This window comes from Bacillus sp. FSL K6-1560 (assembly GCF_038592935.1).
Lineage (GTDB): Bacteria > Bacillota > Bacilli > Bacillales > Bacillaceae > Bacillus > Bacillus subtilis.
Window position 1 is genome coordinate 1495603 of the sequence record NZ_CP151946.1, and the last position, 13837, is coordinate 1509439.

At 39.1% G+C, this 13837-nt stretch carries 15 protein-coding genes and 1 pseudogene; 9 read left to right on the plus strand and 7 right to left on the minus strand.

From position 1 onward, the window contains the following. The first annotated feature begins 8 nt into the window (after positions 1-8). The 3 genes from NYE22_RS08010 to NYE22_RS08020 all read left to right on the plus strand — a co-directional run bounded on the left by NYE22_RS08010 (position 9) and on the right by NYE22_RS08020 (position 1150). Positions 9-110 carry a hypothetical protein gene (locus NYE22_RS08010; RefSeq protein WP_119123071.1) on the plus strand — a complete coding sequence of 34 codons (102 nt, stop codon included), beginning with the start codon at positions 9-11 and terminating at the stop codon, positions 108-110. Between the two features lie 271 nt (positions 111-381). Further along, positions 382-741: an SH3 domain-containing protein gene (locus NYE22_RS08015; RefSeq protein ID WP_004399021.1), complete on the plus strand. Its 360-nt coding sequence runs from the start codon at positions 382-384 to the stop codon at positions 739-741. A 52-nt stretch (positions 742-793) separates the two neighbouring features. Next, positions 794-1150: an SH3 domain-containing protein gene (locus NYE22_RS08020; protein ID WP_004398671.1), complete on the plus strand. Its 357-nt coding sequence runs from the start codon at positions 794-796 to the stop codon at positions 1148-1150. Positions 1151-1556: 406 nt separating this feature from the next. Here NYE22_RS08020 and NYE22_RS08025 read toward each other — a convergent pair whose 3' ends face one another. Then, positions 1557-2372 (minus strand): alpha/beta hydrolase, encoded by an 816-nt coding sequence (locus NYE22_RS08025; RefSeq protein WP_021480188.1) that lies wholly within the window; start codon positions 2370-2372, stop codon positions 1557-1559. Between the two features lie 136 nt (positions 2373-2508). Beyond that, entirely contained in the window at positions 2509-2772 is a 264-nt protein-coding gene (locus NYE22_RS08030) for a CD3324 family protein (RefSeq protein WP_032726262.1), read from the minus strand. A gap of 442 nt (positions 2773-3214) precedes the next feature. Here NYE22_RS08030 and csn point away from each other — a divergent pair, with 442 nt between their 5' ends. Further along, a complete protein-coding gene (gene csn, locus NYE22_RS08035) occupies positions 3215-4030 on the plus strand; it encodes a chitosanase (protein ID WP_338730624.1) in 816 nt (271 codons plus the stop codon). A gap of 281 nt (positions 4031-4311) precedes the next feature. On the opposite strand, the gene NYE22_RS08040 is transcribed toward csn, so the two are convergent. Beyond that, positions 4312-5415 (minus strand): 2-methylaconitate cis-trans isomerase PrpF family protein, encoded by a 1104-nt coding sequence (locus NYE22_RS08040; RefSeq protein ID WP_342412436.1) that lies wholly within the window; start codon positions 5413-5415, stop codon positions 4312-4314. A 144-nt stretch (positions 5416-5559) separates the two neighbouring features. Here NYE22_RS08040 and NYE22_RS08045 point away from each other — a divergent pair, with 144 nt between their 5' ends. Continuing rightward, positions 5560-6429, plus strand: coding sequence for a LysR family transcriptional regulator (locus tag NYE22_RS08045; RefSeq protein WP_015251604.1), 870 nt, complete (start codon positions 5560-5562; stop codon positions 6427-6429). Positions 6430-6543: 114 nt separating this feature from the next. Then, positions 6544-7860 (plus strand): citrate:proton symporter, encoded by a 1317-nt coding sequence (locus NYE22_RS08050; RefSeq protein WP_049141097.1) that lies wholly within the window; start codon positions 6544-6546, stop codon positions 7858-7860. A gap of 274 nt (positions 7861-8134) precedes the next feature. Here the strand turns inward: NYE22_RS08050 and NYE22_RS08055 are convergent, their stop codons facing one another. Then, entirely contained in the window at positions 8135-9115 is a 981-nt protein-coding gene (locus NYE22_RS08055; protein ID WP_038829671.1) for an aldo/keto reductase, read from the minus strand. Between the two features lie 135 nt (positions 9116-9250). Here NYE22_RS08055 and sigZ point away from each other — a divergent pair, with 135 nt between their 5' ends. The 3 genes and pseudogenes from sigZ (at position 9251) to NYE22_RS08070 (ending at position 10914) form a co-directional block, all read left to right on the plus strand. Beyond that, a complete protein-coding gene (sigZ, locus tag NYE22_RS08060; RefSeq protein ID WP_021480181.1) occupies positions 9251-9781 on the plus strand; it encodes an RNA polymerase sigma factor SigZ in 531 nt (176 codons plus the stop codon). A 133-nt stretch (positions 9782-9914) separates the two neighbouring features. Beyond that, entirely contained in the window at positions 9915-10670 is a 756-nt protein-coding gene (locus NYE22_RS08065) for a metal-binding protein ZinT (protein ID WP_342412437.1), read from the plus strand. 93 nt (positions 10671-10763) lie between these two features. Further along, a pseudogene (locus NYE22_RS08070) lies at positions 10764-10914 on the plus strand (hypothetical protein). A gap of 287 nt (positions 10915-11201) precedes the next feature. Here the strand turns inward: NYE22_RS08070 and NYE22_RS08075 are convergent. From NYE22_RS08075 to murI, 3 genes are all read right to left on the minus strand, one after another. Beyond that, positions 11202-11279, minus strand: a complete 78-nt coding sequence (locus tag NYE22_RS08075) for a YjcZ family sporulation protein (RefSeq protein ID WP_072175780.1) — start codon at positions 11277-11279, stop codon at positions 11202-11204. Positions 11280-11854: 575 nt separating this feature from the next. After that, positions 11855-12562, minus strand: a complete 708-nt coding sequence (locus tag NYE22_RS08080; protein ID WP_021480178.1) for a YrpD family protein — start codon at positions 12560-12562, stop codon at positions 11855-11857. A 380-nt stretch (positions 12563-12942) separates the two neighbouring features. Then, complete coding sequence (murI, locus tag NYE22_RS08085; protein WP_038829686.1) at positions 12943-13740, minus strand: glutamate racemase; 798 nt, start codon at positions 13738-13740, stop codon at positions 12943-12945. Positions 13741-13837: the final 97 nt, after the last annotated feature.

The window sequence follows — 13837 nt, forward strand, 5'->3', positions numbered from 1 at the left end:
GTCCGTTTTTGATTGGTGAAAAAGGTGGAGTATCTATGAATCGAGAAGAAGCGTGGATACAAGGAAGCAGTACACTGATTGAGTTAATTGGTGGAAACGAAGCCGCTTGATCCATGTCCTTTTTCCTGATTGTCAATCGTGATTACCGACTGGACAAATGATTAAGAGCCAAATGTAACACACCATCAATATCAAGCCTGACTACCATTTATTTTGTATCCTTAATTGTCGAAAACATAGGAATAATTCCACTTTTGAAAGATCTAGTTTATGGTACATTGATAAATATATGGGAGGGGAGGGGGCATGGTATCTGAAAGTAAATCCTTAACTGGATGTAAGAAAGTCAAACGTACGGCATTTATAAGGGGAGGGTATAAGGTGAATAAGTTAAAGAGGCTAAGTATGCTAACGGTGATGATTGCATCTGTGTTCATTTTTTCTAGCCATGCACTTGCGGCTCAGTATTATACGGTTTCAACAAGCAGCGGTGCTCCTGTCAACATGCGCAGCGGCCCAGGTACAAGTTGGGGAATTGTAACGACCATTCCGAGCGGAACCCGCATCCCGATCTATTGCTACAAAACCGGTACAACTGTAACTGGAAAGTATGGAACGAGCAATATTTGGAATTACACAGAGCGGACGCTTGCCAGCGGGGAGATCGTTCCTGGATTTGTCTCTGATACATATATGTATACAGGCTCAGACGGTCCGGTTGTTCCTAAATGCAGCTGGTAGCATATGTTCTATCGTTTCTTAAAATGAAGGAATTGAAGAAAGAGGGATGACATTGACTAAACTGAAAATGCTGAGTATGTTAACCGTTATGATTGCATCATTATTCATTTTTTCCAGTCAGGCACTTGCCGTTCAGTACTTTACTGTCTCAACAAGCAGCGGTGCGCCTGTCAATATGCGCAGCGGTCCTGGTACAAATTATCCTATTATGCTTTCCATTCCGAGCGGCTCCCGTGTTCCTTATTATTGTTATGCTTATGGAACGACTGTTACAGGGAAGTATGGAACGAGTAATATCTGGGACCAAATCCAGTGGAAAGATTCCCGGGGTGTCGTGAATATTGGATATGTGTCTGACACATATGTGTACACAGGATCAGACGGCCCTGTCGGTTACAAATGCAATTAGCTAAATACTCCGTACAATAGAATCTCTTCTTAAGGGCCTATCTAGGACGAACCATACCAACTATTGTTGTTGGTATGGTTTTTGTTGCGATGAAGTCTTCCATACCTGCATTTGTGGTGATTTTCAAAAGAGATTCATGATGTTAGACACTGGTTGTTGTTGAGGACAAAATAACGAGCCGCTTTAGAGTTGTATCTAATGGTATAAATACGGAATTAAGATAGGAAATAATCAATAGGAGAACGTAATGTACAAACCTATTTTTCGATGATATTCCTAATATCACTTTGGTTAAACATCTCACATTGCGTTCTCGTTAGTGAAAAGTTCTTTTTACGCTTCGTGAAATCTTCTCTAATTCCATAGTTAGTTTTACCTGTCCTATTATGAAAATTTTAATGAATCCTTAACACGTATGTTTCTTTTCTTTTTCTAACATGTCGTGTAACCTCTCAGAAAATTCTTTATGGTATATTGTGTACCCCGTATGATTTCCGGGGAATTCAACCAATTCTGTTTTCAATTGTTCCGCTAGGGCGTTCGCGCAACGATAAGGAAAAAGCTCCCGAGAAGCACTTCCGCCAGCTGGGAGTACCTTCATCGGTGAAGATGTAAACATAGTTTTTAATGCTTCGAAATCTAATGTATAGTTGAGAATTCCTTGAATTTCATACTCAGTGAAATACGTTGAATTGCCGAGAAGCCGCTTTGTCAGCACAGCCTTTGATTGTTCGTCTGTCTCTAATCTTGACATTAACTTAATGACTTCACTTCGATGATTTTTCTTAAGGTCTTCCATAAATTGCTCGGCTTGTTTCAGCTCATTTCCATGCAGAAGCTGCAATAAGATTGGTTCGTGTGGGATCATGACATGTACTTGTTCGGGATGGCGTATGCACAGATCAAGCCCGATAACAGCCCCGGAGCTGCTTCCAAATACGTATGCCGGCTTATTGGTGATTTTGGCTAGAAGACGGTGAGCATCGTCACTGTGTGTTTCCACACGGTAATCCTCAATCTGATTGGCGAGATTGCTGCGGGAATGGCCGCGGCGATCATAAGTAACAACCGTGTACCTGTTAGCCAGATGATTGGCAATATGATGGAACTTGTCGGCATCACCGCCTCCGCCGTGGACCAAAAGAATGATGGGACCTGAGCCACGCACTTTATAGTGGATGTTCGCTCCAGGTACTTGCAACGTTCCATTGTTTATCGTCATTTGTAGGACCTTCCTTTCTTCTCATCTCCTTTAACTTTACACAATTGGCCAAAATGTTCATATGCAGGAAATAACTAAGAAACAAACTCGCCATAAAAAAAGCACTGATTATATTTCATCAGTGCTTCCGTTTTGTTTATTTAGAGTAGACAATTTTTTTTATTGTTTCAATAGAGAGGTGATATTCATCAGATAAATTATGAATGGTTTTGCCGTTTTTAAATGCTTTTTTAATAGAAGCGTTTCTGTCATCGATCAGCTTTCTTGTTCCTGAACACGCACCCCATTTTTGATGAGAGGATTCAGATTTAGGGATATATATTGTTTTTCCTTGAACATACTTTTGAATTTCCGATATCAGCTTTTCAGGTAAAATAGCGGTTGCTTTTACATATGCCATTTCTGCCAGCTCCTTATTTTTTATGTTAAATAAGGTGCAAAGCCACTATATCAGAAAAGCTTACTAGGGCGATCTTTTAGAAAGTCTACCCCATGCAAAGTATCGCCTTCCCAATAATAGGCTTTGCATGGGACGTTGCGGAATCTGGCATTCTCATCTTGCTTGCCATTTATATCACCTCCCTAACGATTTTCGATGATCACTTCCATTATAAAATAGAGTAAAGCCTTATGGCATCTTGTTAATGAAAGTTGAAGCAGTATGAAAATCAAGGGACCTTCCCAGTGAGAGGGGCTAAGGCTGATTGGCAATGAAAAGAGTAAGATTCAAGCTATATTACTTTAGATTCAAAATATTGACAAATTGATGTATTTTCAACAATAGGGCAGTCTCTTCATGTATACTGAGTCTGTATTTACAATATTTAGAAAGGGGAAGTGCAATGAAAATCAGTATGCAAAAAGCAGCGATCTCATTACTTGTTTTCACCATGTTTTTTACCCTGATGATGAGCGAAACGGTTTTTGCGGCGGGACTGAATAAAGATCAAAAGCGCCGGGCGGAACAGCTGACAAGTATCTTTGAAAACGGCACAACGGAGATCCAATATGGATATGTAGAGCGATTGGATGACGGGCGAGGCTATACATGCGGACGGGCAGGCTTTACAACGGCTACCGGGGATGCATTGGAAGTAGTGGAAGTATACACAAAGGCAGTTCCGAATAACAAACTGAAAAAGTATCTGCCTGAATTGCGCCGTCTGGCCAAGGAAGAAAGCGATGATACAAGCAATCTCAAGGGATTCGCCTCTGCCTGGAAGTCGCTTGCAAATGATAAGGAATTTCGCGCCGCTCAAGACGAAGTAAATGACCATTTGTATTATCAGCCTGCTATGAAACGATCGGACAATGCCGGACTAAAAACAGCATTGGCTAGAGCTGTGATGTACGATACGGTTATTCAACATGGCGATGGTGATGACCCTGACTCTTTTTATGCCTTGATTAAACGTACGAACAAAAAAGCGGGCGGATCACCTAAAGACGGAATAGACGAGAAGAAGTGGTTAAATAAATTCTTGGACGTACGCTATGACGATCTGATGAATCCGGCCAATCATGAAACCCGTGACGAATGGAGAGAATCAGTTGCCCGTGTGGACGTGCTTCGATCTATCGCCAAGGAGAACAACTACAATTTAAACGGACCGATTCATGTTCGTTCAAACGAGTACGGTAATTTCATAATCAAATAAGCAGTAAGGAAAAGAAACCGCTGCGGATTGAACTCAATCTAAAAGATACCAATGATGTATGTTGGTATCTTTTTATTTGCAGTAAAAAGTATTCAATTCTCTATAATGATTAGGTCAGGCTTGAGGCAGATACCTTAAAGGACATTGGCGATTTCATGTAAAACAATAACAATATAGAGGCTTTTTTTAAAGCCATGCCGGATTACAATGGATCTGTGCAAGAAGGCGCATTCAATCCATCTATTAACGATGGAAAGGGGGAGGCTTTTTGCACAGTCCACCTACATCATATGATAGTCACCATGTGTATAAACTGTTCCGTCCATAATACGTCGTGCGGTACGGACGATCTTTATACCAGTGGGCTCCAACATTGTTTCGATGATACCAGAAGAATGAGCTATCCGAACATTTGTAGAATGAATTTTTGCTATTCTTGCAGGGATTGTACCATCCACTGAAAGTGCTCTTGTTGTACATATCGCCCCAGTGACAGCTAGTGCTTGATGAGGCATTTGCATGGACATCATCCTGATGTGTAAGTCCATCTCAACGCTTGAATGCCAAGCACCTGTACTATCTTTATATTTCTCTGGTTTTGCTACTATAGCCAGTTTGGGGACAGCCGGTGATAACTTTGTAGCTGAAAATCGACTGGCAAAGCCGCATTTCTCTGCAGCAATAGATCTTAATTCTTCAAATTGAGCCAACTGTAGATCAGTAAATTCTTCTGCAAGTTCCGTTCCATTCAGACCAATACTGCTCGCTTCCACAAAAACTAATGGATTTGCATAGTCGATAATAGACACCTCTATTTGGCCTTGACTTGTATCTAAAAACTCTGAACTATTTCCAGTAGGCAATAAATGACCGGTAACTGAACCAGCGGCATCATGAAAGTTTAAATAGATTGGAGATCCAGATCCAGGTACTCCAGATATAGTAACATCTCCGTCATACTTGACCTGACCGTCTTCCACTTGCACTTCCGCAATGATCATTTTATTCGTATTGGTATTCAGTATCCTTACCGCAGTCATTGGTTCTGTCGCTTTTACAAGTCCTTCTTCAATAGCGAATGGACCAACAGCAGCGGAGATATTTCCGCAGTTCCCCTTAAAGTCCACCTTTTCTTCCGAAATGCTGACTTGACCGAAAGTATAGTGAACATCAATATCCGAAGTATATGCTTTCTTTATTATTGCCACTTTACTAGTAAGGGAATTACCGCCACCCAAACCATCTATTTGTCTTTTATCAGGACTTCCCATGACATCAAGCAAAAAGGGCTCCCATTCGTTTTTATTGTTAGGCATGGCTGATTCATGGAAAAAAACGCCTTTGCTTGTTCCGCCTCTCATGATTGTTACATTCGTCTTGACCATCGTCATCATCCTCATCTTAAAGGTAGTATTTTTTATGTTTTTTAGTGTAGAAGGTAAAAAAATAAAAATAAAATATAAGTTTTCTTAATATTCAATAAAAAAACTTTTATAATTGTGAAAGAAGGACTAGAAAGGAAGATGAAAATGGATGAGAAAGATTGGATTTTATTGAAAATTCTTCACGAAGAACAAAGTGTAACAAAAACAGCAGAACGATTATTTACATCACAGCCTTCCATCACTTATCGGTTGAATAAGATTGAGGAGATTTTCGGAATTGAATTATTCACCAAAAGGCATAAAGGAATTACCTTTACTGCGGAAGGAGAACACTTGGTTGCTTATGCAAGAAGAATGCTACAGGAACTTCAAGATACCAAAGATCATATCTCTAATCTAAGCAAAGAGGTGCAAGGACATCTAAGGCTGGGGGTATCAAGCAATTTCGCTCAATATAAGCTCCCTAAGTTATTAAGGGAATTTTCCACTATGTATCCTAATGTCCAATATAGTGTACAAACAGGCTGGAGCACAGATGTCATGAAATTATTAGATGCTGGTATTGTACAAGTCGGTATACTGAGAGGAAGCCATCGCTGGAAAGGGGTGGAGGAACGGCTGACACGGGAAAAATTACATATCATCTCAAAAAAACCAATAACGATAGAGCAGCTTCCTTTTTTACCTTTTATCAAATATAAAACTGATGCTTCTTTAAAAACGATTATAGAAGATTGGATGCATACGAATCTAAAACAAGCCCCCATTATTGCAATGGAAGTGGATCGACAAGAGACTTGCAAAGAGATGGTAAAGCATGGTCTTGGTTACTCCATAGCACCAGAAATTTGCCTGCAGGAATCTGATCATTTGTACACAATGGAACTGTATAATGCTAAGGGTAAGCCTCTAATGAGAGATACTTGGCTAATGTACGATCAAAAATCATTAGGAATCAAACTCGTTAAAGCATTCATTGATTTTTTAAAGGGTGAACAAATGGTAACCATTTAAAGTTATGATAGAATTTTTTTTGGAACACAGTAAAAAAATATTTATTTAACTTATTACACCGTATAAGATATGTTAATCAAAAGTCATTTGAAAGCGTATTCTTGGAGGTGTAATATGCTTACTATTTTAGGTTTTTCGATGGTAACTGTTTTTACAATATTAATAATGACAAAGAAAGTCTCGCCAATTGTTGCCTTGACCATCACTCCCATTGTTTTTGCTCTTATTGGAGGTTTTGGTAAGGATATTGGCGACATGATTTTAGAAGGAATTCAAACAGTTGCAAGTTCAGCGGCATTGCTATTGTTTGCTATTCTTTTTTTCGGAATTTTAATTGATGCAGGTTTATTTGATCCGCTAATAGAAAAAATTTTATCTATAGTAAAGGGAGACCCTGTGAAAATAGCGATAGGGTCTGCCGTCTTGGCAATGCTTATCGCTTTAGATGGGGACGGTACAACAACCTATATGATAACAGTCTCAGCAATGTTACCTTTGTATAAAAGAATTGGTATGAATCCCATGGTTATGGCGACATTAGCAATGCTGTCGTTGAGTATCGTTAGCGGAATGACTCCATGGGGCGGACCAGCTACAAGAGCGATTTCAGTGCTGGGTTTGGATCCTTCAGATTTCTTTGTGCCATTACTTCCGACCATGCTTGGAGGTATTGCTTGTGTGATATTTCTGGCTTTTCTAATGGGAAGGAAAGAGAGGAATCGAATAGGCATCGTTCAATTAGAGCCTAGACATATAACAAAGGACAGCTCTCAATCTTATATGGCTGCTACTTTGGAGAGCGAACAATTGAAAAGGCCACGCTTAATATATCTTAATTTATTCCTCGTTATAAGTATAATGGTGTTTATTGTGCTTGGAACTAAGCATCCGTCAGTTTTATTTTTAATTGGTTTTGTTCTTGCCCTTACTATAAATTATCCGAATGTAAAAATGCAGAAGGAGCGAATCGCCGAGCATTCTGGTAATGCCATAACCGTGGTATTATTGGTATTTTCAGCAGGAGTATTTGCTGGTATATTATCCGGGACAAAGATGGTGGATGCCATAGCAGGATCATTGGTATCCATCATCCCCTCATCAATGGGAGAGTTTTTCCCCATTATTGTAGCACTCACTAGCATTCCGTTTACTTTTGTTTTATCAAATGATGCATATTACTTTGGTATGGTACCTATCTTTGCAGAAGCTGCCTCAGCATATGGTATAGAACCAGTAGAAATAGCAAGGGCTTCTATAATGGGGCAGCCGGTTCATCTGATGAGTCCATTAGTTGCGTCAACACTACTGTTAGTAAGCATGCTTAAAATTGACTTGGGATCATTTCAAAGGTTTGCCGTTAAGTGGGCTGTAATTACATCATTAGTTATTACGTTGTTAGCAATAATTACAGGGGCTATTACTATTTTGTAAAGAAACAATAATAATATTTAGACTGCCAATGAATCATTAGTTTGATTGATTTAAATACAGCTGAAAGGGGTCCCAAGCTGATCAAGTCAGTTGTCTTTCCAGTACTCTATTGTTTAGGGTTCTTTTTTAGAAGCGGCAGCGTTTTTGTCGATGTTTAGCCAGCATTTTCAGCATGATGTGGAAAAGACAAGAGACAAACAAGCTCTTGTCTTTCCTAATATGATAGTTCAGTATAAATATTTAAGAAAAATGTCAGTATTGAGTAATGAATGTATCACCAGGCGTATGCCTCAGGTGTCTCTCCTCCAGGTCCGGGAAAGATATCATTTAACATGCGGAGAATCTCCTTATCCAGACTGATTTCAACGGCTTTTATCGTATCACGCAGCTGCTCAACCGTTCGTGGTCCGATGATCGGCGCAGTTAAAACTGGATTTGCCAGCACCCATGCCAAAGCCACATTTGCTTCTTTTTCTCCTAGTTCTTTGCATAAATCTGAAAATTTCTCGAGTTGCAAACGATGTTTTTTAATTAAATCTGCTCTTTTTGCTGTACGAATTCCGGCATTGCTTTTCAATGCCTTCCCGCCAAGAAGCCCTCCTGCAAGGGGACTCCACGCCACTACTCCTAAACCAAGATCCCGTGCAGCCGGCAGCACTTCCATCTCAGCTGTTCGTTCTAATAAACTATACTTATGCTGTTCAGTGACAAGTCCCATGAATCGTCGTTTTTCAGCTTCAGCTTGCGCTTTAACTAAATGCCAGCCTGCAAAATTACTGGATCCAATATAGTCTACTTTGCCGGAGCGAACCTGAGTCTCAAAAGCTTCCCATATCTCATCCCACGGTGTCCGCCTATCGATATGATGCATTTGGTACAATTCGATATGATCTGTCTGAAGCCGCTTCAGTGATCCTTCCAGATGACGTCTGATTTTGTATAGAGACAAGCCCCTCATATCATTTGGTCCGTCATTCGGATCAGAAATCGGTTCATATACTTTTGTCGCCAGAACAACTTTCTCGCGGCGCTGTCCTCCTTGTGCAAACCATTTTCCAATGATGCTCTCTGTCAATCCTGCGTTTTTGCCCCAGCCGTAAATATTGGCAGTATCAAAAAATTGAATGCCGTTATCAAGCGCTTCATCCATGATACGGAACGCAGTCTTTTCGTCTGTATCAACTCCAAAATTCATCGTGCCTAAACATAAACGGCTCACCCGCAATCCTGTTCTCCCTAAATAGGTATACTCCACAACAAACCTCTCCTTTATCATTATTTTTTGCAACAGCTGCAATACAATTGATTCAACAATTGTTTCGCTCTTTGTTACGATTAAAAAGACGAAGCAAATGTAAAGCAGACGCAAAATTATAGGAGGTTTTTTCAAATGAATATAGAGGATCTATGGGATCAATTTCATCAGCCGTTAAAAACATATATTTCACATAGGGTTAACGATCAATCTATCGTTGATGACCTCTTGCAAATCGTATTTATGAAAATACAAGTGCATCTCCCAAATCTGATCGATGAACAAAAGATCGACAGCTGGATTTATCGGATCACTAGAAATACGATTATTGATTTTTACCGTACAAAAAAAACAAGCGAAATATTGCCTGATGTTCTACATTTTAATGACAGTGCAGAGGAAGAAAATTTCACCAAGGAAGCAACTGTGTGTATTCGATCGACCATCAAACGGTTGCCTGAAAAGTATCGAGAGGCGCTCGAGTTAACTGAATTCCAGGGGTTATCACAAAAAGAGTTGAGTGAAAAGCTCGGCATTTCTTACTCGGGAGCAAAATCAAGGGTACAACGCGGACGGAGAAAATTAAAACAGCTGCTTGAGGGGTGCTGTCATATTGAAGCGGATCGATATGGAAATATCGTAGACTTTCGTATTTTAAAGGAATAACTGATGAACAAAGTCAGTTATTCCTTTAAAATAGGCCATCCGCATGAAGAGCATTTTCCCTTTGATGTTTGCAAGAGATGTATGTATAATATAAATCGTAACGTTTTCGATTTAATAAAAAAGGAGTGTTGGAATGAACATTTTATTTTCAAAGCCGCTAGGCATATTAACGATTGGTTCATTACTAGTTTTGGCAGGATGTCAGACTTCCGGTTCTTCTGCAGGTGAGTCTAATAAAACAACATCATCCTCAGCAGTTGAAGAAGACTCTTCCAAAACGCAAGAGCAAACATCTGACAGTCATACACACGAACATTCTCACGATCATAGTCATGCGCATGATGAAGAAACAGAAAAAATATATGAAGGCTATTTTAAAAATAGCCAAGTAAAGGATCGCTTACTTTCTGATTGGGAAGGAGATTGGCAATCTGTATATCCATACCTGCAAGATGGTACTCTTGACGAAGTGTTTTCATATAAATCAGAACACGAAGGGGACAAGACAGCTGAAGAATATAAAGAGTATTATAAAAAAGGCTATCAAACAGATGTTGACCGTATTGTAATCCGGAAAGATACTGTAACGTTCTTCAAAAATGGAAAAGAATATTCTGGTAAGTATACGTATGACGGATACGAAATTCTAACCTATGATGCGGGTAATAGAGGGGTAAGATACATATTCAAACTAGCTAAAAAAGCAGAAGGGCTGCCTCAGTATATTCAGTTTAGTGATCATAGTATTTACCCGACTAAAGCTAGTCATTATCATCTCTATTGGGGGGACGACCGTGAAGCTTTACTTGATGAAGTCAAAAACTGGCCTACCTACTACCCGTCAAAAATGGATGGACACGATATTGCCCATGAGATGATGGCTCATTAAATGATGATTACTATGAAGTATGGTGTTCTTTTAAAATAAAGTTGTTCTGCCATAGCCATTTTTTCTGTGGAGAATTGATAGAATGGGGAAAAACTGATTGAGACCACTCAGGATCCGCCACATTATTGTGACGTGGCATACCTTGAGTTCATCTCACAGGAAGAGTAGAAGAAACCTATTTCAAAATAAAAAATCATTGGATGTATGGCAGTGGATTACGCTTGAAATCTATTGGCTTATATGAAGCAAAAAAGAGACCCAAAAACCGCAAAGCTTCTTCAAGAAAGCTTTGCGGTTTTTTATATGTCTAAGCCTCGATTCATCTCACCATAAAAATGCATTTCAACTTTCTCTTTTGATCGACAATAGTCCATAAAGGGAAGAATATTTCCCTCACAAAGAAGTCGTGGCAGTAATCTCCATAGGTGTGTTTGCATGGCCCCACTTTAATGGTTTTGTTTAAATCTAATAAAAAACAGACGCCATAAAGATTTCTTATGGCGTCTGATGGATATGAGGTAAGGTGTGTTCTTAATAGCCACCAAAGAAAGATGTCCCAACGATGATTAATAGGATGAATAGAACTACAATTAATGGAAATGACCTCATAACATCACCTTCCTTAAAAGAGGATAGTACATGATATGCAGATCGAGCTTATTCGATAGTGATGCTAGTTTAATTGATGTAAAAATATTTTTAAGGCTGGACTGCTAACTGATCTTTATTAGTTATTGGATCATACTTATCATTTTGGAATGAATCCGTTTCAAAGTGATGTGTTGTTCTCGGCCAATCGCTGGTTAATCTTCCTGATGCAATCGAGCTATATGAAGACATCCCTTTTTTATGAAAGTACACCCAAAACTTCTCTCTCTTGCAGACCCTTAATCATTTGACTTGCATATCGAGCGTAAGCATGCCTCATCTAAAAATAAAGTGCACCATCTGCCATTTGTTTTAACATTTTTAAGACAGTGATGCACACCTTTTGCGTTGAGCAAATGGAATAGGTTCAGAAGGGGCAAGCTGCCTTTACTTCACCCAGATAAAAGACGGAGATAGACGGCATGTACCGAAGCTAACTGAAAGTTAAATTGAAATGAAAAAAGGGGCATGTTAAGCCCCCTTTAAGACTATCGAGAGCTTCTCAATAGCCTAACGCATTGTATGTTTAACATGTTTTAATTTTTCACAACGGATAAACTGACACTGTTGCCTGAGACTGTTACTTTAGCGAAGTCTTGTGTATCAATTACAGGTGTTATTGCTTTGTTGTCGATGGTGATGTTTGTAAAAGATGTTGAAAAATTTGATTTGATAGATTGGCGTGAACCTGTTGTTGCAACTGTAGCGAGCGCTTTCCATTTTGAGATGGAGCCGACATTTGTTTTGCTGATTTCTGAGATGAGACGGCCGTTGTATCCGGCATTGTTCGTGCCCCAGTATGTAGCGCGGGTATTGCCGTTAAGGTTTTTGTAGATGGTAAGTTGTACGGTGCTGCCGGGACGGAAGCCTTTCGTATTCGTGAATTGGCTTCCTCCTTCGAGGTACTGAACCTGATCCTGTCCTTTTGAACCAACTTTCATATATGGTTTCCATACATTATATTTATCACTGTACTGAAGCCCAATATCGGATTCTGTGCCTCCGCTAAAACCAGAGTAGATGTAGGCTGTCCCGTTTGAAACCTGAGTGGAGCTAGGAAGCTGGATTTTCGTAACAAGAATGGCACCATTACTGTTCAAGTAAGCCCTCCCGCCGATTCCATCAGTTAGCTGTGATGCAGCTTCTGCGGTTTTTGGACTAATAATACCCGGCATATCTACTGCACATGTGCCAAAAAGCACGGTTGCCGTAAGCGCACCCGCAAGCAGACCTTTTTTCATCATCATTATTTCCCCCTATCATTATAATTAGAAAACGCTATCATCTTGTATTATAAAACATTATGAAAATAATTCCATAATAAACATGCACATAGATACAGAATTTACACATTATGACTTTGTGCATCTGGCAAACGGTCGATTCGCAATCGTGAAAAATCTCCTGTGAAGTGTAAATGTTACGATAACTTTTCAATCGAGACTTGTGTTTTATTGAAATAGAAAAGCTATAGAGAGGGGGGAGAAATAAGAGGGGAAAGAGAGAAAACACTGTAATCAGATATGTGTGTATAACTCAATTGTTTGTTAGAAAAAAAGTGGGCTTTTTAAGCCCGCTTCTTAGTTCATGTTTCTCTTCAGGAGATTGTCTTTTTCATTTACATTCAATGTCCAACATGACTCCTTTGAGTTTCATCTAATATTTCAAACAATCTTTTGTACTTTGATATGACTACTTGGTCCACAATTTTATGGCCAGAATTGAAAAAGGTGATTGAGCCCGATCCTTTACCAAGCTGGTTACGATCTGCAAGAACTTTTTTCAACTGTTTTGCAGTACCGACACTGCCTGAAATAATATCAACTTTTATCCCAAACAGTTTTTCAAAACTGTTTTTGAAAAACGGAAAATGAGTGCATCCTAACACAATCGTTCCATATTGTTTCAGATCAAAAGAAGATAGTTCGTTCTCTAGATATTTAATGATCTTGTCTTCACCAAAATCAAAGTTCTCAGCAAATTCAACTAGTCCTGGAAGAGCTAAGCAATCAACAAGGTCATGGTGATCAATTTCTTTAACTAGATTATGAAATTTCTCTTCTTTAAGGGTCAAATTAGTAGCAACTACCAGAACTCTTTTTCTTTCCTCTGTACATTTATTTATAGCAGGCTTTACAGCGGGTTCGATTCCGATTATCGGAAAGTCGAAATTTCTCCGAAGATCCTCTATCGCAATGCTAGTAGCTGTATTACACGCAATAACTAGAGCTTTGATATTTTGACTGGCCAGAAATTCAGCTGCATTGAAAATATATTCATTAACTTTAATCTTTGATTTTTCACCGTATGGAACGTTTAACGTATCTGCATAAAAAATGTAATCTTCATTAGGAAGAACTTTTATGGCCTCATACAATACAGTCATGCCACCAATTCCAGAATCAAAAAATCCTATTTTCATCACTTCTCACGCTTTCTGTCTCATTCTTTTTTTTATCATATGACTTTATATCATCTAAATCAAACGAAAAAAAACCATTTTACTATTCGGATTTAAT

Excerpts from the sequence above, each read along its gene's own strand:
- NYE22_RS08025 (WP_021480188.1), bottom strand. The coding sequence starts at position 2,372 with ATGACGATAAACAATGGAACGTTGCAAGTACCTGGAGCGAACATCCAC.
- NYE22_RS08030 (WP_032726262.1), bottom strand. The coding sequence starts at position 2,772 with ATGGCATATGTAAAAGCAACCGCTATTTTACCTGAAAAGCTGATATCG.
- csn (WP_338730624.1), top strand. The coding sequence starts at position 3,215 with ATGAAAATCAGTATGCAAAAAGCAGCGATCTCATTACTTGTTTTCACC.
- NYE22_RS08040 (WP_342412436.1), bottom strand. The coding sequence starts at position 5,415 with ATGGTCAAGACGAATGTAACAATCATGAGAGGCGGAACAAGCAAAGGC.
- NYE22_RS08045 (WP_015251604.1), top strand. The coding sequence starts at position 5,560 with ATGGATGAGAAAGATTGGATTTTATTGAAAATTCTTCACGAAGAACAA.
- NYE22_RS08050 (WP_049141097.1), top strand. The coding sequence starts at position 6,544 with ATGCTTACTATTTTAGGTTTTTCGATGGTAACTGTTTTTACAATATTA.
- sigZ (WP_021480181.1), top strand. The coding sequence starts at position 9,251 with ATGAATATAGAGGATCTATGGGATCAATTTCATCAGCCGTTAAAAACA.
- NYE22_RS08065 (WP_342412437.1), top strand. The coding sequence starts at position 9,915 with ATGAACATTTTATTTTCAAAGCCGCTAGGCATATTAACGATTGGTTCA.
- NYE22_RS08075 (WP_072175780.1), bottom strand. The coding sequence starts at position 11,279 with ATGAGGTCATTTCCATTAATTGTAGTTCTATTCATCCTATTAATCATC.
- NYE22_RS08080 (WP_021480178.1), bottom strand. The coding sequence starts at position 12,562 with ATGATGAAAAAAGGTCTGCTTGCGGGTGCGCTTACGGCAACCGTGCTT.
- murI (WP_038829686.1), bottom strand. The coding sequence starts at position 13,740 with ATGAAAATAGGATTTTTTGATTCTGGAATTGGTGGCATGACTGTATTG.